At 67.0% G+C, this 22,323-nt stretch carries 21 protein-coding genes and 1 pseudogene; 6 read left to right on the forward strand and 16 right to left on the reverse strand.

The features are described from left to right. Positions 1 to 76 precede the first annotated feature (76 nt). From DVS29_RS10110 to DVS29_RS10120, 3 genes are all read left to right on the forward strand, one after another. Complete coding sequence (locus DVS29_RS10110) at positions 77 to 1,258, forward strand: porin (RefSeq protein ID WP_118180310.1); 1,182 nt, start codon at positions 77 to 79, stop codon at positions 1,256 to 1,258. 251 nt (positions 1,259 to 1,509) lie between these two features. Beyond that, positions 1,510 to 1,848, forward strand: coding sequence for a hypothetical protein (locus DVS29_RS10115; RefSeq protein WP_118180311.1), 339 nt, complete (start codon positions 1,510 to 1,512; stop codon positions 1,846 to 1,848). 276 nt (positions 1,849 to 2,124) lie between these two features. Then, on the forward strand, positions 2,125 to 2,394 hold the full coding sequence (locus DVS29_RS10120) for a hypothetical protein (protein ID WP_118180312.1): 270 nt from the start codon (positions 2,125 to 2,127) through the stop codon (positions 2,392 to 2,394). 80 nt (positions 2,395 to 2,474) lie between these two features. Here the strand turns inward: DVS29_RS10120 and DVS29_RS10125 are convergent, their stop codons facing one another. From DVS29_RS10125 to DVS29_RS10145, 5 genes are all read right to left on the reverse strand, one after another. Beyond that, positions 2,475 to 3,239 (reverse strand): AraC family transcriptional regulator, encoded by a 765-nt coding sequence (locus DVS29_RS10125; protein ID WP_118180313.1) that lies wholly within the window; start codon positions 3,237 to 3,239, stop codon positions 2,475 to 2,477. A 155-nt stretch (positions 3,240 to 3,394) separates the two neighbouring features. Continuing rightward, positions 3,395 to 4,723, reverse strand: coding sequence for an NAD(P)/FAD-dependent oxidoreductase (locus DVS29_RS10130; RefSeq protein WP_118180314.1), 1,329 nt, complete (start codon positions 4,721 to 4,723; stop codon positions 3,395 to 3,397). Further along, a complete protein-coding gene (locus DVS29_RS10135; RefSeq protein WP_118180315.1) occupies positions 4,720 to 4,998 on the reverse strand; it encodes a 2Fe-2S iron-sulfur cluster-binding protein in 279 nt (92 codons plus the stop codon). Before DVS29_RS10135 ends, DVS29_RS10130 begins: the two co-directional genes overlap by 4 nt. A 1-nt stretch (position 4,999) precedes the next feature. Then, the gene (locus DVS29_RS10140; protein WP_118180316.1) at positions 5,000 to 6,283 is read right to left on the reverse strand and encodes an NAD(P)/FAD-dependent oxidoreductase; all 1,284 of its coding nucleotides are present in this window, start codon (positions 6,281 to 6,283) and stop codon (positions 5,000 to 5,002) included. 39 nt (positions 6,284 to 6,322) lie between these two features. Beyond that, positions 6,323 to 7,306: a 4-hydroxyproline epimerase gene (locus DVS29_RS10145; RefSeq protein WP_118180368.1), complete on the reverse strand. Its 984-nt coding sequence runs from the start codon at positions 7,304 to 7,306 to the stop codon at positions 6,323 to 6,325. A 191-nt stretch (positions 7,307 to 7,497) separates the two neighbouring features. Between DVS29_RS10145 and DVS29_RS10150 the strand changes: the two genes are divergently transcribed. Continuing rightward, positions 7,498 to 8,403, forward strand: a complete 906-nt coding sequence (locus tag DVS29_RS10150) for a dihydrodipicolinate synthase family protein (protein WP_118180317.1) — start codon at positions 7,498 to 7,500, stop codon at positions 8,401 to 8,403. Between the two features lie 292 nt (positions 8,404 to 8,695). Here the strand turns inward: DVS29_RS10150 and DVS29_RS10155 are convergent. Continuing rightward, positions 8,696 to 8,938: pseudogene (locus DVS29_RS10155) on the reverse strand (winged helix-turn-helix domain-containing protein); the annotation flags it as partial. Positions 8,939 to 9,175: 237 nt separating this feature from the next. Here DVS29_RS10155 and DVS29_RS10160 point away from each other — a divergent pair. Continuing rightward, the gene (locus DVS29_RS10160) at positions 9,176 to 10,615 is read left to right on the forward strand and encodes an MFS transporter (protein ID WP_118180318.1); all 1,440 of its coding nucleotides are present in this window, start codon (positions 9,176 to 9,178) and stop codon (positions 10,613 to 10,615) included. An 18-nt stretch (positions 10,616 to 10,633) separates the two neighbouring features. On the opposite strand, the gene DVS29_RS10165 is transcribed toward DVS29_RS10160, so the two are convergent. Both DVS29_RS10165 and DVS29_RS10170 read right to left on the reverse strand, forming a co-directional pair. Further along, on the reverse strand, positions 10,634 to 10,906 hold the full coding sequence (locus DVS29_RS10165) for a hypothetical protein (protein WP_118180319.1): 273 nt from the start codon (positions 10,904 to 10,906) through the stop codon (positions 10,634 to 10,636). Between the two features lie 73 nt (positions 10,907 to 10,979). Continuing rightward, the gene (locus tag DVS29_RS10170; protein ID WP_118180320.1) at positions 10,980 to 11,411 is read right to left on the reverse strand and encodes a DoxX family protein; all 432 of its coding nucleotides are present in this window, start codon (positions 11,409 to 11,411) and stop codon (positions 10,980 to 10,982) included. Between the two features lie 281 nt (positions 11,412 to 11,692). Between DVS29_RS10170 and DVS29_RS10175 the strand changes: the two genes are divergently transcribed. Beyond that, positions 11,693 to 12,424, forward strand: a complete 732-nt coding sequence (locus tag DVS29_RS10175) for a DeoR/GlpR family DNA-binding transcription regulator (RefSeq protein ID WP_118180321.1) — start codon at positions 11,693 to 11,695, stop codon at positions 12,422 to 12,424. Between the two features lie 100 nt (positions 12,425 to 12,524). Here DVS29_RS10175 and DVS29_RS10180 read toward each other — a convergent pair whose 3' ends face one another. The 8 genes from DVS29_RS10180 to deoC all read right to left on the reverse strand — a co-directional run bounded on the left by DVS29_RS10180 (position 12,525) and on the right by deoC (position 22,302). After that, positions 12,525 to 13,559: an ABC transporter permease gene (locus tag DVS29_RS10180; protein ID WP_118180322.1), complete on the reverse strand. Its 1,035-nt coding sequence runs from the start codon at positions 13,557 to 13,559 to the stop codon at positions 12,525 to 12,527. Beyond that, positions 13,556 to 15,118, reverse strand: a complete 1,563-nt coding sequence (locus DVS29_RS10185; RefSeq protein ID WP_118180323.1) for a sugar ABC transporter ATP-binding protein — start codon at positions 15,116 to 15,118, stop codon at positions 13,556 to 13,558. Before DVS29_RS10185 ends, DVS29_RS10180 begins: the two co-directional genes overlap by 4 nt. A gap of 71 nt (positions 15,119 to 15,189) precedes the next feature. Next, positions 15,190 to 16,191 carry an autoinducer 2 ABC transporter substrate-binding protein gene (locus DVS29_RS10190; protein ID WP_118180324.1) on the reverse strand — a complete coding sequence of 334 codons (1,002 nt, stop codon included), beginning with the start codon at positions 16,189 to 16,191 and terminating at the stop codon, positions 15,190 to 15,192. Between the two features lie 63 nt (positions 16,192 to 16,254). Continuing rightward, complete coding sequence (locus DVS29_RS10195) at positions 16,255 to 17,283, reverse strand: ABC transporter permease (protein WP_118180325.1); 1,029 nt, start codon at positions 17,281 to 17,283, stop codon at positions 16,255 to 16,257. An 86-nt stretch (positions 17,284 to 17,369) separates the two neighbouring features. Further along, positions 17,370 to 18,320: a ribokinase gene (rbsK, locus tag DVS29_RS10200; protein WP_118180326.1), complete on the reverse strand. Its 951-nt coding sequence runs from the start codon at positions 18,318 to 18,320 to the stop codon at positions 17,370 to 17,372. A gap of 4 nt (positions 18,321 to 18,324) precedes the next feature. After that, positions 18,325 to 18,789: an RbsD/FucU family protein gene (locus DVS29_RS10205; RefSeq protein ID WP_118180327.1), complete on the reverse strand. Its 465-nt coding sequence runs from the start codon at positions 18,787 to 18,789 to the stop codon at positions 18,325 to 18,327. A 44-nt stretch (positions 18,790 to 18,833) separates the two neighbouring features. Beyond that, positions 18,834 to 21,245: an aldehyde dehydrogenase family protein gene (locus DVS29_RS10210; RefSeq protein ID WP_118180328.1), complete on the reverse strand. Its 2,412-nt coding sequence runs from the start codon at positions 21,243 to 21,245 to the stop codon at positions 18,834 to 18,836. 46 nt (positions 21,246 to 21,291) lie between these two features. Continuing rightward, entirely contained in the window at positions 21,292 to 22,302 is a 1,011-nt protein-coding gene (deoC, locus tag DVS29_RS10215) for a deoxyribose-phosphate aldolase (protein ID WP_118180329.1), read from the reverse strand. Positions 22,303 to 22,323: the final 21 nt, after the last annotated feature.

Genomic DNA, 22,323 nt, shown 5'->3' on the forward strand with positions numbered 1-22,323 from the left:
AAAATTTGACAACAAATCCGGGCGGCAGTCCTGGGAAAACAGCATCACTTTTCGACACAGGTAAGGAGACAGCACAATGAAAGCAGGCGGTATCGTCAGAAAAGCCGTGTTTACGGCCGGCGTGGCCGCGATCGCCGGGCCGGCGTTCGCACAAAGCAGCGTCACGCTGTACGGTGCCGTGGACGACGCGTTCGTCTACGCCAGCAACCAGAAAGGCCATTCGAACTTCTATCTGCGCCAGGGCAACCTGTACGCGTCGAAGTGGGGGATGAAGGGCACGGAAGATCTCGGCGGCGGCACCAGCGTGATCTTCGACCTGCAGAACGGCTTCGATCCGAACTCCGGTGCGCTGTCTTCGTCGACGCAGATCTTCAACCGCGAAGCGTTCGTCGGGCTGCAGAACCAGACGTACGGTACGGCGACGATGGGCCGCCAGTACACGCCGTACTACCTGTTCGTCGGTCCGCTCGCCTCGAGCAACTGGCTGACGGGCGCAACCGGCGCGCACCCGGGCGATATCGACGGTCTCGACACCACCATCCGCATCAACAACTCGCTGACCTACACGTCGCCGAACTGGGCGGGCCTGCAGGCGAGCGCGATGTATGCGTTCGGCGGCATCGCGGGCAGCATGGGCAAGGGCCAGACGTACAGCGGCGCGGTGCGCTATTCGGCCAACGCGTTCAGCCTCGCGGCCGGCTACCTGAAGCTCGACAACACGAACCTGACCAGCGGCACGTTCGACCCGAACGCGACGGGCAGCTTCGGCACGTCGTCGCTCAACACCGGCTATGCGTCGGCAGGTTCGCTGCAGCACATCGCCGCGGCCGGCGACTACACGATCGGCAACCTGATGCTCGGCCTGTCGTACTCGAACGTGCAGTACGCGCGCGGCGCGCACTCGCTCTTCACCGACACGGCCATCTTCAACACGTTCGGCGCGATCGCGGTGTACCGCTTCACGCCGGCGTTCGACGTGGCCGGCGCCTATGCGTACACGGCGGCCTCGAAGTCGAACGGCGTGACCGACGCGGCGCGCTACAACCAGTTCTCGCTGAAAGAGGCGTACCACCTGTCGAAGCGCACCACGCTGTACGCGCTTCAGGCGTACCAGCACGCGAGCGGCGACACGCTCGGCGCGAAGGGCGTCGGCAATATCGTCGCGGCGACGCCGGCGGTCGGCGACTCGCAGAACTCGACGCCGTCGGCGACGAGCGGCCAGTTCGTCGGCATGCTCGGCATCGCGGTGCTGTTCTGATCGGAGCGGGCTCCTGGGCAAGCGGCCGGCTGGCATCCAGCGGCAGGCCGATATAATGGCGCTTGATCGGGTTGACTGCGCGCCGCTGACTGCGCACAGCTAACTGCGACTTCAAGCCGCGATGCGAGGGCAGCAGGCATGGCGCCTGCTGCCCTCGCCGTCATTTGGGGCCGTCGGTTTGAACCTGTTGCCGGCGAATGCCGTGCGTCACTCGAACCAGCCGCCGCAAGCCATCACATCCGGGAGACCCATTGAAGAAGTCCACCGCCGCCCTCGCCGTTTCCGTTCTCCCCGTTCTGCTGGCCGCCTGTGCGCAGTTCCAGAACCCCGACGCCGGCGATCCGGTCGTCGAACAGCAGACCCAGCGGCCGGCCGGCGACGTGATCGCCTGCGTCGAGCAGGAAGCCGCGAAGCACCACGCGAGCTATACGACGAGCGCGATCCCGCAAGGCACGATGCTCGAATTCGCCGACTCGAACGTGATCAAGGTCCGCAGCGACAACGGCGCGACCCTCTACCGCTACTACGCGGGCAAGCGCCACGCGAACAACCTGTGGATCGAAGGCGCGAGCAAGGTCTGCGCGCCCTGAACCGTGCCCCGGCCGGTTGCCGGATCAACTGCATCAGGGCTGCATCAGGGCCGCACGAGCGGCCACAACGAATATGTCGCCAGCATGAAACCGTGCCGCGAAAGCGCATGCCGCGAGGTTTTTTGCATCTGACATTTTCTGACACACTTTGTCACCACATCGACACCCGTAATTCGAGGAAACTTGTCGCCGACGTGGAAGCGAGGCCCCTTAAGTTTCATTTAAGCCTCGCTCCCCAAGATGCTTTCCGACGAAGTCCCGTATGAGGTGTATCGAATGATTACAATCAGCCGTAGCCGGGACGGCGCCCCGGCCCAACAGAAGCGGCCGACCATCCTGCGCCGCCTGCTGAGTCACCATGAGCTCGCAACGCTCCTGTTGCTGCTCCACGCGCCGATCGACGCGCACGCGAAACCCGAGATCCCGATGCTGCAGGAAGCCGGTCTCGTGGAAACGGTCGCCAGCGCCGATAGCGATGCACAGCGCATCCAGCTCACGCCCGAAGGCAACGCCGTGTTGCGCGGCCTCGGTTTCGGCCTGAAGTAACGGGTCGCGTGACGATCACGTCGCGCACCCGCACTGCATTCCCGCATTCCCACCATTCCCCCGCCTGAGCGCCGCCGGGTTCAACCGTTCGGCGCGCCGTGCAGCAGCATCCTGTACTCGGTCGGCGTCACGCCGACGGTCGCCTTGAATTGCCGCGTGAACGCGCTGTGGTCGGTGTAGCCGCACAGCGCGGCGACGTCGGTCACCTTGTCGTGCGACACGAGCAGCGCGGTGGCCGCGTCGAGCCGCGTTTTCAGCAGCACCTGGCGCGGCGTCAGATGGAACACCTTGTGGAAGTAGCGCTCGAGCTGCGCCACCGACATGTCCGCCATCGCCGCGAGATGCTTCAGGTTCAGCGGCTGCACGTAGTTGTCCTGGATGTACTGCACGACGGTCGCAAGCCGGCTATACGCGGGATGGCTGCTTTCGTCAGCGCGCAGATCGCGTGAGATGCCGGCCAGCCCGACGATGCGTCCGGACGCATCGCGCAGCGGCGTCTTGCAGGTCAGACACCAGCCCGGCTGACGGCCGGGATACAGATGCAGTTCGAGCTGATCGACCAGCTGGTTGCCGACCGCGACCACCGCGTTGTCCTGCGCGGTATAGATGCGCCCGAAGCGGCGCGGAAACACGTCTTCGGCGGTGCGGCCGAGCAGCGCGTCGCGGCTCTTGTGGCCGCAGCGCTGCACGAGCGTCCGGTTCACGAGCACGTAGCGCGCGTGCACGTCCTTCACGAAAAACACCACGTCGGGCATCGCGTCGAACACCGGTTCGAGCTGCGTGAAATGCGCGAGCATGCTGTCGAGCGAAGCGTCGGACAAAGGCGGGTTCGGCGGCGTGATCATGTCGATGGCGTGCGTGGGTGCGCGGGTATTTTTTGCGTGGCGGTGTGCGAATTTTTGTTCGACAGCCTGCGGTCGATTATAGAAGCGTGGGGCGTCGTGCAGAACAGGTATGCCGTGTGTTCGCGGCGACGCCTGCAGCTGCGCTTCGACGCTCGCTAGCTGCGCGGCTCGCTGCCTTCGTGCAGTGCCTGAGGTGCTGCGTCAGCGTCGCCATCGCACGCGGCGATCAACGTCGCGATCGACGTAGGACTGAACGGAGGACGCGGCGTGGCCGCATCCCACGGCCGCCAGCCGAACCACGTCGCGGCCGCGGTGCCGCAGATCCTGCCCTGGCACGCGCCCATCCCGCAGCGCGTATGCAGCTTCGCGTCGCGCCAGGTTGCATGCGCGCTCACGTCGCCGACGCTCACGTCCTCGCAGCGGCACATCAGCGTGTCGGGCGGCGGCAGCGCGCGCGCCGCGTCGCCGAGCGCGAACGCGTGGTCCACGCGGGCCGCGAAGCGCCGCCAGTGCGCGCGACGTTTCGCGAGCGTGGCATCGACCTCGCCCGCATGACCGCTCGCAACGAGCCCCGCAATGCGCCCTTCCACCGCGGCCAGCTCCATCCCACCGACGCCGGTCGACTCGCCCGCCGCGAACACGTCGCTGATGGAAGTGCGCTGCGCGCCGTCGACCGCGATCGCGTCGTCGCGCAACGCGCAGCCGAGCGCATGCGCAAGCGTGAGGTTCGGCACGAGCCCGTAGCCGCACGCGATGCGTTCGCAGTCGAGTGTGATCGTGGTGCCATCGGCGCGCCGGATCGTCGCGGTTTCCACGCGCCCCGCACCGCGCGCTTCGACGACGACACTGCCCGTCAGATACCGTGTGCCCGCGAAGCCGCGCGTCAGACTCGCCGCTTGCACGAGCTTCGATGGCGTCGCCGCGAGCCCCGCGCCGAAGCGCATCACGGCCGCCGCACTCGCCTGCTCGACGACCGCGACGACGCACGCGCCGGCATCGCGCGCGGTCGCGAGTGCCGCGATCAGAAGCGGCCCGCTGCCGGCGATCACGATGCGCTCGCCGCGCACCGGCACACCGCCCTTGATCAGCGCCTGCAGGCCGCCCGCGCCGGTCACGCCGGGCAGCGTCCAGCCGGCGAACGGCAGCATCCGCTCACGGGCGCCGGTCGCGATCACGAGCCGGCTCCAGTCGAGCCACACGCTGCCGCGCGCCGCCGATTCCACTAGCACACGCCGTGGCGCGAGCGCCGCGACGATGCGCGCGCCCGGCCACCAGTCGACGTTGTCGCGCGCGCGCAGTTCGTCGAGCAACGCGCGCAGCGGTGCCGACACCGGATGCGACGGCCCCTGCCGCCACACCTGGCCGCCGGCGCTCGGGTTGTCGTCGAGGATCGCGATGCGCGCGCCGCCGGCGGCCGCCGCCTGCGCCGCGTGCAGACCGGCCGGCCCCGCGCCCGCGATCACGATGTCGTAGTGCGTCGTCATTGCGGCTCCAGCGGTGCCATCGTGCGGATCGTCTGGCCGTCCACGCACAGCGTCTGGCAGGCGAGCACGTGCGGCCGTCCGTCGATCGTCACGCGGCACTCCTGGCAGATGCCCATGCCGCACATCGCCGTGCGCGGCTCGCCCGTGACCGACCGGCGCGTACCGCCGATACCGCGCAGCGCGAGGGCCGCGACGACCGTCGCGCCCGCGGCGACTTCGACGGTTTCGCCGTCGACGTTGACGTGGATGAGATTGACCACCGGGCCCGTTTGCATGTCAGGCGTCCTTGCTGTGTGCGCCTGGCGTGGCGAGCGTACCGGCCGTGGCCGGCGCGCCTGGCGTGCATGACGCGCCGTTCGACGCATCTGAACCACGCACGTCATTTGCATCGCCCACGTTCCCCGCGCGTTCGAAGAACCGCGCGGGCCAATACGGGTCGACTGGAATCGCCGCACGCGTACCGACGATCTGCGCGGCAAGCAGCTTTGCAGTGGCTAGCGACGTCGTCACGCCGAGCCCCTCGTGACCCGCCGCGAGCCACACGCCGGGTGCGAACTCGCCCGCGGGCCCGATCAGCGGCAAGCCATCAGGCGTTGCCGCGCGAAAGCCGGTCCACGCGCGAATGCCGTTCAGCGTCGGCAGCGCGGGCAGATAGCGCGCGGCGCGCGCGAGCATCTGCGCGAGCACCGGCATCTCGACGGCGGGGTCGGTCGTATCGAACTGGCGCGACGAACCGATCAGCAGTTGCCCGGTCGGACGCGGTTGCGCATTGAACGCAACCGACGTGCCGGTCGCGTGATGCGCGCTCTTGATGTAGCCAAGCTCCAGCAGCTGGTGGCGAATGAGACCGGGATAGCGGTCGGTGATCAGCAGATGGCCCTTCTTCGGCTCGATCGGCAGCGCCGGCAGCAACGCGCGCGCGCCGATGCCGTTCGCGACGATCACGTGCGCCGCGTCGAGATGCTCGCCGTTCGTGAGCATGACGCGATGCGCGTCGACCCGCGCGACTTCGCGACCGAGCCGCAAGCCGATGCGCGCCGCGGCCGGCGACGTTTCGAGCAGCCATTGCGCGACCGTCGGCGCATAGACGATCGCGTCGTGCTCGATACGCAGGCCGCCCGCCATCGACGCAGCGAGCGCCGGCTCCGCGGCTCTTAGTGAGGCGACGTCGAGCAGTTGCCCTTCGATACCCTGGGTCGCGAGCGCCGCGTGCATTGCGCGCGCGGCGTCGAGCTCTTCGTCGTCGGCGGCGACCCACAGCGTGCCGCAACGCGAAAAAGCGTCGCGCGAACGCAGCTGCGGCGCAAGCTCCAGCCAGAGATCGCGCGAATAGCGCGAGAGCGCGAATTCGGCCGGCGAATCGTTCATCACGACGAGATGGCCCATGCCCGCCGCCGTCGCGCCGCCGCCGATGCCGCGCGCATCGACCACTTCGACGCGCAGGCCGTGCGCCGCGAGCTCGGCTGCGCACGCCGCGCCGACGATGCCCGCGCCGACGATCACGACGTCCGCGGTTGCGTTGCGAGATGGACGCACTGCGGGACTCGCCTCGCGGTTCATCGAATCACCATCTGTGTCATGCGCTCATGCACGCTCGGGTCAAGCCGTCGGAATGCCCCACGCAAACGGATCGCGCGGATCGAAAACGAGACGCGCCTCGGCGGTGACGAACGCGCTGCCGGTGATCGTCGGGATCACCGCGGGTCCCTGCGCGCCGGCCGCTTCCGCCGTGCGGGCCGCCTGCGCGTCCGCCGCCACGTAGCTCGCCTCGAACGCGCTGCCGATGATGCTCTCTTGGCGCCACACCGCGCCTGGCGCGAGCTTGCCGTCCGCGGCGAGACACGCGACCTTCGCGCTGGTGCCAGTGCCGCACGGCGAGCGGTCGTACGCGTTGCCCGGACACAGCACGAAGCTGCGGCTGTCCAGACCGTCGCGCGACGCGAGACCGAACAGCTCGATGTGATCGATCAGCGCGCCGTCCGCGCCGGTGATCTGCTGCGCGATCAGCGCATCGCGGATCGTCGACGAGAACGCGGTCAATTCGCCGATGCGCGATGCATCGAGCGAGCGGCCATGATCCGCCACGAGGAAAAACCAGTTGCCACCCCAACCGATATCGCCCGTCAGCATGCCGTGCCCCGGCACATCCACGCTCACCGCGCGGCGATAACGGTATGCCGGTACGTTGCGCACGGACACGCTGCCGTCGTCGTTCAGCGTCGCCTCGACGACGCCGACCGGCGTGTCGATCCGATGGCGGCCCGGCTTGATGCGGCCCATGTGCGCAAGCGACACGACGAGACCGATCGTGCCGTGTCCGCACATGCCCAGATAGCCGACGTTGTTGAAGAAGATCACGCCCGCCGCGCACGACGGATCGTCGGGCTCGCAGAGCAGCGCGCCGACCACCACGTCCGAGCCGCGCGGCTCGTTGACGATGCCCGCGCGCCACACGTCGAAGCGCGTGCGAAACACGTCGAGACGCTCGGCGAGCGTGCCGCCGCCGAGCTCGGGCCCACCGGAAACGACGAGGCGCGTGGGCTCGCCGCCGGTATGGGAATCGATCACGTTGAGGGTTTTCATGGCGCCATGGTAGAAACGCGGCGCCCACGCGTCTTGTCGGCGTTCAGCGCGAATGATGACGATATCGGCACAACATCGGACGGCGGGCAACGCTATGCCAAAATCGTCATCGCCGGCGCGCGAATCGCGCAAGACGCCGCGTTTTCCGCTGCTTACACTGCGTCGACATCATCCCACTCAGGAGAGCAGTCGTGGCACATATCTGGGAAGGCGTACTGCCTGCCGTCACCACCAAGTTCAACGCGGATTTCAGCATAGACGCAGCAGCGACGAAGCAGAACATCGAAGCGCAGATCGACGCGGGCGTGGACGGCATCATCGTGTGCGGCTCGCTCGGCGAAGCGTCGACGCTGTCGCTCGACGAGAAACTGACGGTGCTCGACATCGCGGTGGACGCATCGCGCGGCCGCGTGCCGGTGCTGTTGACGATCGCCGAGAACAGCACGCTCGACGGCTGCCGCCAGGCCGAGGCCGGCGCGAAGCGTGGCGCGGCCGGTTACATGGTGCTGCCGGGCCTGCGCTATCTGTCGGACCGGCGCGAGACGCTCAATCACTTCCGCATGGTCGCCGATGCGAGCGCGCTGCCGCTGATGATCTACAACAATCCGCTTGCATACGGCGTCGACATGACGCCCGGGATGTTCGCGGAAATCGCCGATGAAAGGAAGATCGTCGCGATCAAGGAGTCGTGCGGCGACGTGCGGCGCGTGACGGATCTGATCAACGCGGTCGGCGATCGCTACGCGATTCTCTGCGGCGTCGACAATCTCGCGATGGAAGCGCTGCTGATGGGCGCGCACGGCTGGGTGGCGGGTCTCGTGTGCGCGTTCCCGAACGAGACGGTGGCGATCTACAAACTCGTGAAAGCAGGCCGCCTCGAGGAAGCGCGCGCGATCTATCGCTGGTTCGCGCCGCTGCTCGCGCTCGACGTTTCGTCGAAGCTCGTGCAGAACATCAAGCTCGCGGAAGCGATGGTCGGCCTCGGCACGGAGCCGGTCCGGCCGCCGCGCCTGCCGCTCGCCGGCGACGAGCGCAAGGCGGTCGAAGCATTGATCCGTCATGCGCTGGAAACGCGCCCGGCGCTGCCGAAGCTCTGACCGAAGCACGAAGGGCGAAAGGGGAAAAAAAGGCGCGCACCGCGTTATGCGGGCGCGCCCTCAACCCCACCTACTGAAATCTGCTGCTGAAAACCGCCGCTGAAACCGTTCAGGCCGCGGCGCGCTCGACACGAAGCGCTTCGTCGAGCGGTTCCGCACTGCTCGCGGCGCGAGGCTCGCCACGGCGGCCGCGACGTTCGGCGAGCAATTCGGGAAGCCGCTCGGCAGGCCATTCGGGGATCCGCTCAGGAGTCCGCTCAGGAATCCGCTCTCCCAGCGTGCCGAACTGCCTTTCGGCGAGCCGTTCCGCGTTCCGTTCCGCACCGCTCAGCTGCACGAGCCGGTAGCCGCTCTTGTAAACCGGCTGCAGACGAAAGTCGTTTTGCGGCTCGATCTCGAGCAACAGTCGCAGCCGCGATACGTGGCTGTCGATCGTGCGCGTGCACTCGCGGAACTCGCGACCCCAGACCATCGCAAAGATGTGATCGCGCGACAGCACGCGGCCGATGTTCGAAAAGAACAACGACGCCACGCGATTGTGCGAAGCGGCCCACAGCGGGTAGCTCGGACTTATCCGAATTGCCTTCGTTTGCAGAAATGTCGGCATATACAGCAGAAGGTTCGCGGTCACGTATCACGCGAGACCGCTTGCCAATCTAAGAAAGACGCGCATATCCGACCTGGAATCGCGCACAATGGCGCACCCGACGCTGCACGCATATTTCACGTGACGCCGAAACATCGTCGTGGGTCCCCGCCCTACGATGTAGCCATGAACCCGAACCCATCCTCCTCCTTCACGCCGGCGCTCGCGAAGCTTGTTGCGACCGTCAGCGTCGGCTTCGTCGTCACGCAGCTCGACGTGACCATCGTCAACATCGCGCTCGCGAAGCTCGGCACGGATCTGCACGCTCGCGTCGCAGGTCTGCAATGGATCGTCGATGCGTACACGCTTGCGTTCGCCGTACTGATGCTCTCGGCGGGCCTGCTCGGCGACCGCTTCGGTCCACGCAGGATGTTCGCCGCGGGCATCGCGCTCTTCGCGGTATCGTCGCTCGCGTGCGGCCTCGCGCTGAACGCGACGACGCTCGTGGTCGCGCGCGCGGTGCAGGGCGTCGGCGCCGCGGCGATGCTGCCGAACTCGCTCGCGTTGCTGAACCAGGCCTGCCGGCACGATCCGAAGCTGCGGGCACGCGCGGTCGGCCTGTGGACCGCGGCAGGCGCGATCTCGATCGCCGCGGGCCCGGTGATCGGCGGCCTGCTGATCGCCGCGTTCGGCTGGCGCAGCATCTTTCTCGTCAACCTGCCGATCTGCGCGGCGGGCCTGTGGGCGATCTGGGCGTGGGTGCCGCACGCGCCGGGACAACCGCGCGGCGCGCGCGCCAGCGGCATCGACCTGCCCGGCCAGCTGCTCGCGATCGTCGCGCTGACCGCGTTCACCGGCGCGGTGATCGAAGGCCGGCCGCTCGGCATCGGGCATCCGCTCGTGTTCGGCGGGCTGGCGCTGGCGGTCGCGGCCGGCATTGCGTTCGTGATCGCCGAATCGCGGACCGCGCAACCGATGGTGCCGCTCGCGTTCTTCCGCGACCGCACGTTCACGTCGGCGGTGCTGTTCGGCATCTGCGTGAACCTGACCTACTACGGCACGGTGTTCGTGCTGAGCCTCTACCTGCAGCAGGCGCGCGGCTACACTGCGCTCCAGGCGGGCCTCGCGTTCCTGCCGCTGACAGGCGGCTTTCTCGTATCGAACGTCGCGAGCGGCTGGGTCATAGGACGCTACGGCGTGCGCGTGCCGATGGTGATCGGCGGCCTGGTCGGCGCGCTCGGCTACGGCCTGCTCCATTTCGTCGATGCGCAGACGCCGATCGCGCTGATCTTCGTGCCGTTCCTGCTGATTCCGTCGGGGATGGGACTCGCCGTGCCGGCGATGACGACCGCGGTGCTCGCGTCAGTGGAAGCGAAGCGCGCCGGCACCGCGTCCGCCGTGCTCAATACCGCGCGCCAGGCCGCGGGCGCGGTCGGCGTCGCGCTGTTCGGCGCGTTCGCGAGCGGCGGCACGGCGGAGCACGTGGTGTTCGGCCTGCACGCGTCGACGTTCGTGGCCGTGTGTCTGCTGCTCACCGGCGCCGTGCTCGGCCGCCTCGTGCACCCGCATCCGCATGCGCGCCACGAGGAAGCGCAACGCAGTGCGGCGCAGGCCAGCGCGCATTAAGTGCGCAACAAGCGCGCGTTAAAGCGCCGCCTCCTGGATCTCGCCGGTCCGCAACGCCACTTCGAGCAGACCGTCTTCCTGCGCCTTGCTGATCGCATCCGCGATCAGCTTCTCCGGCTCCTCGATCTCGGCCTTGAGCGCGCCGAGCAAGCCGGACACATCGAAGATCACCAGCGTCTTCGCGGTGTCGGCACTGCTGATGATCACGCGATGCGGCCGTGGCCCTTCGCCCAGACTCGCACAGAACTGCTGCACCTGACCGCCCACCGTCGCGTCGAAATTTTCGATCATTGCGCCTCTCCGTTCGTTTCGAAAACGATGCTACGCATTGCGCGAACCCTCCGCTTCATGGAAGCCGGGGTCATCACAGCCCGAGACCGCTGCGCGGCGCGCGCGCACCGTCGATGCTGATGCGCCCCGCGCCCGTCACGTACAGCAGCAGAAAGCCGCCCGCGATGCCGACGTTCTTCCAGAAGTGGATCACCATATCGCGCTGCAACGCCGCATCGGTGACGTTCCAGAAGTCGTGCCCGAGCACCGCCGTCGCGATCGTGTAGACCGCCATGATCAGCGCGACCGCGCGCATCCTGAAACCGAGCACGAGGCACAGGCCGCCGAGCGCTTCGATGGCGGTGGCGATCGGCGCCGCGACCTGCACGAACGGCACGCCCTTCGAGTGCAGATATCCGACGAAGCCCGCGTAGCCCATCAGCTTCATCACACCGCCCCACAGGAACAGCACGGCCAGTGCAAGACGTGCGATGAGAATTACGCCGGAATCGACGGGTCGCGTCATGAGTTCGCTCCTGTTCAAAGATAAAGCACAGACCGGGCCGCCCCGTCACAGTTCCCCCGCCATGCGGCAGATGCGGCCTTCCATCGCCTGCGAGCATAAGCGCATCGGGACGTTTGTGCAGACCGCGTACCCAAACGCTGGAAGTCTCGCGCATGCCCACCATGCCACCACGACTCGCAGTGCGCCGCACTATTTTTAAGCACACCGATTCTGTTTGCGCCTGTTACAATCCTCCCAGAATTACGAGCAAAACATAACGCATCCCCGAGGACCGCTCCGTCATGCAGAAACCTGAACGCCTTCGCGCGCTCGCCGATGCACTGGCCCGCCAGAACGTGATGCGTCTGCGCGATGCGGCCACGCTCCTCGGCGTGTCGGAGATGACCGTGCGGCGCGATATCGCCGCGAGCCCCGGGCAGTTCACCTATCTCGGCGGCTACATCGTCAGCGCGAACGACGTCCCCAACAGCGGCAGCGCGGGCTACTCGCTCGAACAGGAAAAAGACCACTTCGCGCAGGCCAAAGCCGAAGCGTCCGGGTTCGCGGCCGAACTGGTCGCGAATCACGAAACCCTCTTCATCGACTGCGGCACCACGCTCACCACGCTCGCGCGGCTGATCCCGAACGACTGGCACGTCACCGTCGTCTGCTACTCGCTGAACGTCGCGGAGATACTGCGGCGCAAGGCGAACGTGCGCATGATCCTGCTGGGCGGCGTCTATATGCCGTCGTCGGATTCGTTCTCCGGCGAAGACGGCATCGACGTGCTGCACCGTATGGGCATCAACAAGGCGTTCATTTCCGCGGGCGGCGTCGATGAAGCGCGCGGCGTGACCTGCTGGAACTTCCACGAAGTCGCGGTGAAACAGGCCGCGATGGCCAGCGCGGTGGAGCGCCATCTCGTCGTCGATACGAGCAAGATGGGCGTCGTGAAGGCCGTGCGCTTCTCGCAGATCGACGACTTCGATTCGATCATCACCGAGAAAGGTCAGGAAAAGCGGCAACGCCAGTAGCGGGAGCCCTTCTCAAAGACTCAAAGAAAACACGAAGGCCGCGCATCCACGCGGCCTTCTTCACATCGTCACGTCGTCGTATCGCGTCACATCGCGCGGCTCAGTTCTTGCGTTGCAGCGTGAACAGCGTACCCGCCAGCAGAATGAAGAGCCCGACGATCACCTTCTGCCAGGTGCTCGGCACGCCCACCAGAATCAGCACGTTGTTGATCATCGTCACGAGCACGACACCGAGCAGCGTGCCGACCACCGTGCCCGTGCCGCCCGTGATGCGCGCGCCGCCCAGAATCACCGCCGCGATCACGTCGAGTTCCGAGCCCACCAGGTCGAACGGATTCGCGAGCCGGTTGTTCGCGACGTGCAGGATGCCCGCGACGCCCGCCAGCATGCCCGTATAGCCGAACACGAACAGATGGATCGCGCGCAGGTTGTAGCCCAGGCGCTCGGCGATCGCGAGACTGCCGCCCATCGCGTAGACCGCGCGGCCCATCATCGTGCGGTTCAGCAGCCACCACGTGACGCCGGCCGCGAGGAACAGCGCGAGCACCGACACCGGCAGCACCGCGCGCAACCCGTCGGCGGTTTCGTAGGAGAACAGCGACAGCCGGCCGAAGTGGTCCATGCTGTGCGGGATCGTCATGAAGAACGTCGTGCCGACGAAGGTCAGCAGGATGCCGCGGTACAGGTACAGCGTGCCGATCGTCACGATCAGCGACGGCGCCTTCAGCCGGTGCACCAGCAGCCCGTTGATCAGCCCGAGCAGCGTGCCGCCCACCGCGCCGATCACGAGGATCAGCGCGAACGGCGCGTCCGGCCACCACGCGAACACGGCCTTCGTGATCGAGTACATCGTCAGCGCGCCGATCGCGGTGAACGAGACGTCGATGCCGCCCGACGCGAGCACGACGAGCGTACCCATCGCGAAGATCGCGATCGTGGTCGCAGAATGCAGCATGTCGAACAGCGTCGCGAACTGGAAGAAGCGCGGATTGATCGCGCCGACCACCGCGCACATCACGACGATCAGCGCGAAGGTGAACCATTCCGGCTGACGGGTAAGACGTGCGCGCAAACCGGGCGGTTTGACGTGCGGTGCGACGTCGATCACGGTGGGGGTCGTCATGGTGCGGCTCATACGGTAGTGTCCTCGGCAGCGTCCGACGCAGCCTCGGACAGCAGCGCGCGATACAGCTCGGCTTCGTCGAGTGCTTCGGCGCGATATTCACTGGCGACGCGGCCCTTCTTCATCATCAGGATCCGGTCGCAGTTTCGCAGCAGTTCCGGCAGGTCGTCGCTGATCAGGATGATGCCGATCCCGTTCTTCGACAGCCGCTGCATGATGCGGTAAATGATGTCCTTCGAACCGACGTCCACGCCGACGGTCGGACCGTGCAGGATCAGCACGCGCGGGTCGATCGCGAGCCAGCGGCCGATCAGCACGCGCTGCTGGTTGCCGCCGGAGAGCGACTGCACCGGCTTGTCGACGCCCGGCGTCGCGATCTGCAGATCCTTCACGGTCTGTTCGGCGAGCTGCATCGCGCGCTTGCGGTCGATCTGCCCGAAGCGGTCGCGCAGGTTCGAGATCATCGCGGTGATCACGTTGTCGCGGATCGGCTTGTCGAGAAAGAGCCCTTCGTTCAGGCGGTCTTCCGGCACGTAGCCGATGCGGAAAAACTTCGCGTCCGACGGCGTGCGCAGCGCGACCGGCTGGCCATCGAGCGTCACGTGCCCCGCCGTTGCGGGCGACACGCCCGCGAGCGCGCGCGCGAGTTCGTTGCGGCCCGAGTCGAGCAGCCCCGTGATGCCGAGAATCTCGCCGCGATGCAGCCTGAACGACACGTCGCGGAACTGGTCGTTGCGCGTAAAGCCCTGCACATCGAGCACGACATCGTTGCCAGGATCGCCGTCGCGATAGCGTTCGTTCGACAGCTGCCGGCCCGTCATCAGCTCGCTGATCTGCGCTTTCGTGTAGTTCGCGATCGGCCCCTGCGCCATCTTCTGGCCGTCGCGCAGCACGATCACCTCGCCGCCGATCGCATAGCATTCGTCGAGCTTGTGGCTCACGAACAGCACGGTCACGCCGTGCGCGCGCAGATTCGCGAGCACCGCGATCAGGTTGTCCACTTCCTTCTGCGTGAGCGACGTGGTCGGTTCGTCCATGATCACGAACTTCGCCTCGCTCGCGATCGCCCGCGCGATGGCGACCAACTGGCGCGTCGCGAGCGGCAGCTGCTCGATCAGCGTGTTCAGGAACTCCGCGTCGCCCGGCAGCCCGACCGATTTCAATGCGCGCGCCGCCGTCTGCGCGAGCGCCTTACGATCGAACGTGCGCGCGAGCCGGCCGCCGTGCTCGGCGAGCTCACCGGTCAGCGCGACGTTTTCCGCGACGCTCATGTTCGGCAGCAGCGACAGGTCCTGATAGACGGTCTCGATGCCGGCCGCGAGCGACTGCAGCGCCGTGAGGCGCGCATGCCGCTGGCCTTCGATCACGAGCTCGCCTTCGTCGGGCGGCTGCGCGCCCGAGATGATCTTGATCAACGTACTCTTGCCGCAGCCGTTCTCGCCGAGCAGATGGTAGATCTGTCCGCGCTGGAACGACAGGCTCACGCCGCGCAACGCATGCACGCCGGTGAACCGCTTGTGCACGCCGACCACTTCGAGGAACGGCGTGGACCCTGCATCCTGATTCGTCATGGCAATACCGCAATCGTTAAACGGCACGCCGCGCTTCAAGAACCGAAGAAGCGCGGCGCGACGTCACTGCATCAGAACGGATAGTTCTTGTAGTTCGACTTGTCGACGTTCACCCAGCCCTGGCCGCGCACGATGATGCCCTTGCCCGGACCCTTCTCGACCGTGACCTTGTTGTAACCCGGCAGACCGAGGTCGTCGCCGTTCTTCACCGTCTTGCCCTGCAGCAGCATCAGCGCGATCTTGTTCATCGCTTCGCCCGCGAGCTTCGGATCCCAGAACGCGATGCCGTTCACCGCGCCGCTTTCGAGGTACTTACCGGCTTCCGTCGGCAGACCCGTGCCGTACACGCAGATCTTGCCCTGCAGGCCGGCTTCTTCAACCGCGCGGCCGATACCGATGATGTCGAGCGACGACGAACCCTGGAAGCCCTTCAGGTCCGGATGCTTGCGCAGCACTTCCTTCGCCACTTCATAGGCGCGCTCGCCGTCGTTGTTGGTCTCGAGCTTCGGCTCGACGAGATCCATCTTCGGATACTTCGCCTTCGCGTTGTTGATGCCGCCATCGGCCCACTGCACCTGCGAACGGCTGCCGAGCGAACCGACCAGCACGGCCCACTTGCCTTCGTCGTGCATACAGGCGGCGAGACGCTCGTTGAGGCCAGCGCCGTAGGCGTTGTTGTCGAACGCCTCGATGTCGACCATCGTGTTCTTCTCGTTGTCCGCTTCGTGCGTGACGACCTTGATGCCGCGGTCCATCGCCTTCTTCAGCGCGGGTTCGAGCGTCGGCGGGTCATACGGCACGACCGCGATCGCGCTCACCTTCTTCGCGATCAGGTCCTCGATGATCTGCAGCTGCTGCGCGGCGTCCGCGCGGCCCGGCCCGGTCTGATACGCGGTCACGCCGGCGTTGTCCTTCGCGAATTCCTTGACGCCTTCGTCCATCCGGTTGAACCAGCTGATGCCCGTCACCTTCACGACCGTCACGATCGTGTAGTTGTTCGCGGCATACGCGGCAGCGGCGCCGGTCAAGAGCGCGCCAGCCACCAGCGCGGCGCCCAGTCGGGTCAGTTTCATTACGTTGTCTCCTTGTTTTGAATCGCTTCGAACGGTGGTAATGGTGTGTGGCGGTCGATGCCGCTAACGCTGTGCCGGCGAATTCGTGCGCGCGAGACCGAAGATCGCGCGCACCCGCTCGCCGCCGGCGAACGCGAGCGACAGCAACAGCAGGAAACCCCAGGTGCAGTCGCCGAAGAACTGCGACACACCCATCAGATTGAACAGGCTCGACAGGAACTGCAGCATCGTCGCGGCGAAGAACACGCAGACGATGCGGCCATAGCCGCCCGCCGGATTCACGCCGCCCATCACGGCGATCAGGATCGCGATCAGCAGGTACGAGTTGCCGTAGTCCCACTTCGCGGAGAGCGTGTGCGTCGTGCTGATGAGGCCCGCGATCGACGCGAGCACGCCGCACATCATGTACGTGAGGACCAGCATCCGGTCGCGCGGAATGCCCGCATAGAACGCGGCCTTCGGGTTGGTGCCCATCAGGTAGAGCCGCAGGCCGAACGGGCTGCGCTTCAGCAGCCAGCCGAACCACAGCACCGCGGCGATGAAGATCCAGAACGCGATCGGCACGCCGAACCAGTTGCCGTTGCCGATGTCGGACAGCGGATCCACGTAATCGACGTGCACCGATGCGCCGTTCGACAGCACGACGGCCGTGCCCGTGAATAGCAGCTGCGTGCCGAGCGTGCAGAGAATCGGCGTCAGGCGCAGCTTCGCGATCACGAAGCCGTTGATCAGCCCGCCGACGAAACCCATCGCGATCGTGATCACGCAGAAGAGCGCGGTGTACGACGCGGGCGAATCGTCGCCGCTGACGAACTTCGGCACGATGAGCGCCGCGACCATGCCAGAGAGATTCGCGAGCCCCACGCCCGACAGGTCGATGCCGCCGTTGCCCGAGATCATCGACAGCATGATGCCGAGCGCGAGCAGCCCGAGCTCCGGCAACTGGCCGCCCATCGACTGCATGTTGTCGATGTCGACGAACTGGCCGTGCGACAGCACCGTGCCGATCAGCACGATCACGACGTTGACGAGCAGCAGAAAATTCAGCTGCCGGTCGGAGAACAGCCGGCTTGCGGCAAACGAGGACTTCATGGCAACTCTGCACTCCGTTCAGGCTGCGCGATGCGGTTTGCGCGGAACCGGACGACCGGCCTCCCGCGCGCATCGCGAGCGATACATCACACCGGCTGAGGCGACTGGCTCAGCACCTGCTGGATTTCGTCCTGCGTCGGCATCGACGGCGCGGTGCCCGCGCGCGTAACCGAAATGCCCGCGAGCGCCGAACCGAAACGCACCGCGGCGAGCGGTTCGTCGCCGCGCGCGAGCGCCGCCGCGAAGCCGCCCGTAAAGCCGTCTCCCGCACCCGCGGTTTCGACCACCTTGCCGCAGCTGAACGCCGGCACGTGCGTGGACTGCTCGCGGTTATGGAACAGCGCGCCGTTCTCGCCGAGCGTCACGATCGCGGTGCCGACGCCTTTCTCCAGCAGCACATCGGCCGCGCGGCGCGCGTCGTCGACGCTCCTGATCGGCACGCCGGTCAGGATCTCGGCTTCGGTTTCGTTCGGCGTGATGTAGTCGCACAGCGGGAAAATCGAATCGTCGAGCGGCGTGGCCGGCGCGGGATTGAACACCGTCGTCACGCCGTGCTTGCGCGCGGTTTCGAGACCGCGCCGCGCGGCGGCGAGCGGCTGCTCGAGCTGCGTGACGAACACCCGCGCGGACGCGATGTCGGCTTCGATCGCATCGACGTCGCTTGCGTCCATCGTGGCCGCTGCGCCCGACGCGACGATGATCGCGTTCATGCCGGTGTTCTCGTCGACGAAGATGTGCGCGGCGCCGGTGGACACGTGGTCGAGCACCTTCGCGCGCGCGGTGATGCCCTCGGCGGCCCACGTCGCGCGGGCGATCGAGCCGAACGCGTCGTTGCCGATGCGCGTGCAGAACACCACGTCGGCGCCGGCGCGCGCGGCCGCGACCGCCTGGTTCGAGCCCTTGCCGCCCGGTCCCATCAGGAACGACGTGCCCGCGATCGTCTCGCCGATCTGCGGCATGCGCGGCGCGCGAAACGTCAGGTCGGCGACAAAGATGCCGAGAATGACGACGCGCCCCTGCTTCGCTGGCGTATTCATCGGGTCAGGCCTTCGGTGCGTCGGGCGCGAGGAACACGCCTTTCTTGAAGACGAAGCAGCCGTAGCCGCGTCCCTCGCCGGTCGCGATCACGCAGTAGGCTTTTTTCGCGCGCTCATAGAAAGCGAAGCGTTCGATCGGCGCGAACGGCACCTCGCGCCCTTCCGCCTGGTTCACTTCGGCCTGCGCTTCGCGCTGCACGGCCGGAATCGTGTTCGGCTCGCCGACCACTTCCATCCGCGACGCCGGATCTTCGACGAAGGTATCCAGCGGCAGCACCGACAGCACCGCGCGGATCGCGCGCGGCGCATCGACGCCGTCGAGCCGCAGCAGCTTGCCGAGCACCGTCTGGCGCGCGACCGAGTCGCCCGGGAAATTCGCGTCGCAGATCACGACTTCGTCGCCGTGTCCCATCGCGCGCAGCGCGTGCAGGATGTCGGCGTTGAGCAGCGGGTCCAGATTCTTCAGCACGTTGTCTCCTCCAATGTTCGGTTGGCTTGCCTGCTCAGGCAGTGTCAGTCGCCATACGGTATCCACACGTTCTTCACCTGCACGGCCTGGCGCAGCCACAGCGGTCCTTCGCTCGCGCGGTCGTGCCAGTCGAACTGGCGGCCGTGATCGACGAAGGTGCGCTTCAGGTTGCCGGTCGAATCGCGTTCCACCTGCGCCGCGTCGTCCGCATGGCCGAAACACCATACTGCGTCCACGTCGTCGTGGCGCGCGAGCGCGGGCAACACGGCATTGCGTTCGCCAGTGACGATGTTCAGCACGCCCGCCGGCAGATCCGAGGTCTCCGCGATCTGGTAGAAGTCCGTCACCGTCAGCGGCGCGCTTTCGCTCGGAATCGCCACCACGCGGTTGCCCATCGCGAGCGCCGGCGCCACCAGCGACACGAAGCCGAGCAGCGGCGCTTCGTCCGGACACGCAATACCGATCACGCCGAGCGGCTCGTGCATCGCGAGCGCGACGCCACGCAATGGCGGAGCATGGACCGCGCCATCGAACTTGTCGGCCCACGCGGCGTAGGTCATCAACCGCGCGATCGACGCGTCCACTTCCGCCTCGGCATCCTTCAACTCGACGCCCGTGCGTGCGACGAGCTGCGCAGCAAACTCCGCGCCGCGCACCGCGAGATTTTCCGCGACGTAGTACAGCACCTGCGCGCGGTTGTGCGCGCTCGTCGCCGACCAGCCGGCCGCGCCGCGCGCCGCCGCCACCGCGTTGCGGATGTCCTTGCGATTACCCGCGCCGACCTCGCCCACCACGTGCCCATCCGGCGCGCGCACCGTCAGCGAGTTGCCGCCGTCGGGCCGCACCTGCTTGCCGCCGATATACAGCTTCGGCGTGCGGTCGAGCAGCGCGACGTTCGAATTCAGACCCGTGTCGAGCGCGTCGTATTCCGCTTCGACGTGCGCCTTGCGCGCCACCGCCTTGCGCTTCGGCAGCTTAAGCCACGCCTTCGGCTTCAGATATTCGTAGATGCCCTCGCGGCCGCCTTCGCGCCCATAGCCCGATTCGCGATAGCCGCCGAACCCGACAGCCGCGTCGAACAGATTGGTTGCGTTGACCCAGACCACGCCGCACGCGAGCTTCGGCGCAACATCAAGTGCACGGCCGATGGTCTCGCTCCACACGCTCGCGGCGAGCCCGTAGCGCGTGTTGTTCGCGAGCGCGATAGCTTCGTCCGGCGTGCGGAAACTCATCGTCACCAGCACCGGGCCGAAGATCTCTTCCTGCGCAAGCGTCGATGCGGGCGCAACGTTCGTGATCAGCGTGGGCGGATAGAAGCAGCCCTTGCCGGGCAGATCGAGATCCGGCGACTGCGACTGCCAGATTTCCGCGCCTTCGCGGCGGCCCGCTTCGACCAGCGACGTGATGCGATCGAGCTGCACCGGATCGACGATCGCGCCGATGTCGATACTCTTGTCGAGCGACGGGCCCACGCGCAGCGTCGCCATGCGGCGCTTCAGCTTGTCGACGAAGCGCGCCTCGACGCCTTCCTGCACCAGCAGCCGCGAACCCGCGCAGCACACCTGCCCCTGGTTGAACCAGATCGCGTCGACCACGCCTTCGACGGCGCTGTCCAGATCCGCGTCGTCGAACACGATGAACGGCGACTTGCCGCCGAGTTCGAGCGTCAGCGACTTGCCCGAACCCGCCGTGACCTGGCGGATATGCCGGCCTACTTCAGTGGAACCGGTGAACGCGAGCTTGTCGACGTCCGCATGCTCGACGAGCGCGGCACCCGTGCGGCCGTCGCCCGTTACGACATTGAGCACGCCCTTCGGCAGCCCGGCGCGATGCGCGACCTCCGCGAACAGCAGCGCAGTGAGCGGCGTGTATTCGGCCGGCTTCAGCACCACGCAGTTGCCGAGCGCGATGGCGGGCGCAATCTTCCACGCGAGCATCAGCAGTGGGAAATTCCACGGCACGATCTGGCCGATCACGCCGAGCGGCGCGAAGTCCGCGAACTCGGCGTCCTGCAGCTGCGCCCAGCCCGCGTGATGCAGGAAGTGGCGCGCGACGAGCGGAATGTCGATGTCGCGCGTTTCGCGGATCGGCTTGCCGTTGTCGAGCGCTTCGAGCACCGCGAACAGGCGGCTGTGCCGCTGCACCATGCGTGCGAGCGCATACAGGTGACGCGCGCGGCCATGGCCGCCCAGCGCGAGCCAGCCGGGCTGCGCGGCGCGCGCGGCGGTCACTGCCGCGTCGACGTCGGCGCTGTCGCCCTGCGCGATCTGCGCGAGCAGCTCGCCGCTGGCGGGCGCATGCGACGCGAAGCGCTCGCCCGACTGCGGCGCGTGCCACGCGCCGTCGATGAAATGCCCGAAGCTCGCGTCGTGCTGCGCAAGCCATGCGCGCGCGGGCGCGTCGTCCTCGGGTGCGGGACCGTAGTCCATCGATGAAAAATACTCGGCTACGCTCATGGGCTGAATCGGTTCGGTTGGTCTCGGTGCAGGTGCTGCCGGCGCGTCACGCGACGGGATGGCGATGGAACGCGGAATAGCGGCCGCTCACGTGGTGCTCGAGCTGCCGCTCGATATCCGCGAGCAGGCTCGACGCGCCGAAGCGGAACAGCTCCGGTTCGAGCCACGGCCGCCCCAGCTCTTCCTTCATCAGGATCTGGTAAGACAGCGCGGTCTTCGCGTTCGACACGCCGCCCGCCGGCTTGAAGCCGATCAGGATGCCGGTGCGCTCCAGATACTCGCGGATCATCCGCACCATCACGAGCGACACGTCGAGCGTCGCGTTGACGCCTTCCTTGCCGGTTGACGTCTTGATGAAATCCGCGCCGGCCATCATGCACACCATCGATGCGCGCGCCACGTTCGACAGCGTGCGGATGTCGCCCGTCGCGAGGATCGCTTTCAGGTGCGCCGGCCCGCAGGCGGCGCGGAAGTCGCGCACCTCGTCGTAGAGCGCCTGCCAGTTGCCGGTCAGCACATATTCGCGCGTGACGACGATGTCGATTTCCCGTGCGCCGTCCGCCACCGAAGCCTCGATCTCCTTCAGCTTCAGCGGATGCGGGATCAGGCCGGCGGGAAAGCCGGTGGAGACCGCCGCGACCGGGATGCCGCTGCCGGCCAGTGCATCGACCGCGGCTGCGACGAAGCGGTGATAGACGCAGACGGCGCCCGTGGTCAGCTCGTGCGGCGCGACGCCGAGCGCGTCGAGCAGATCGGCGCGCACCGGCTGGCGGGCTTTCGCGCACAGGCGCCGCACGCGGCCTTCGGTGTCGTCGCCGTTGAGCGTGGTGAGGTCGATGCACGAGACCGCTTTCAGCAGCCAGGCGGCCTGCGCATCCTTCTTGACGGTGCGGCGCGTGGCGAGCGTGGCGGTACGGCGTTCGACCGCCGACTGGTTGACGCGCAGGCCGTCGAGCCAGGACGCATCGAACGGCAGGCCGGGGTTGCGCACCGGATGGGCCGTCGTGCCGCGATGCAGCGCGACGACCGACGAACTCGGAATGGAGACTTCAGGCATGAGACGTCCGTTGAGACCACG

The organism is Paraburkholderia phosphatilytica (assembly GCF_003443895.1).
In the GTDB taxonomy this organism is placed as follows: Bacteria; Pseudomonadota; Gammaproteobacteria; order Burkholderiales; family Burkholderiaceae; genus Paraburkholderia; species Paraburkholderia phosphatilytica.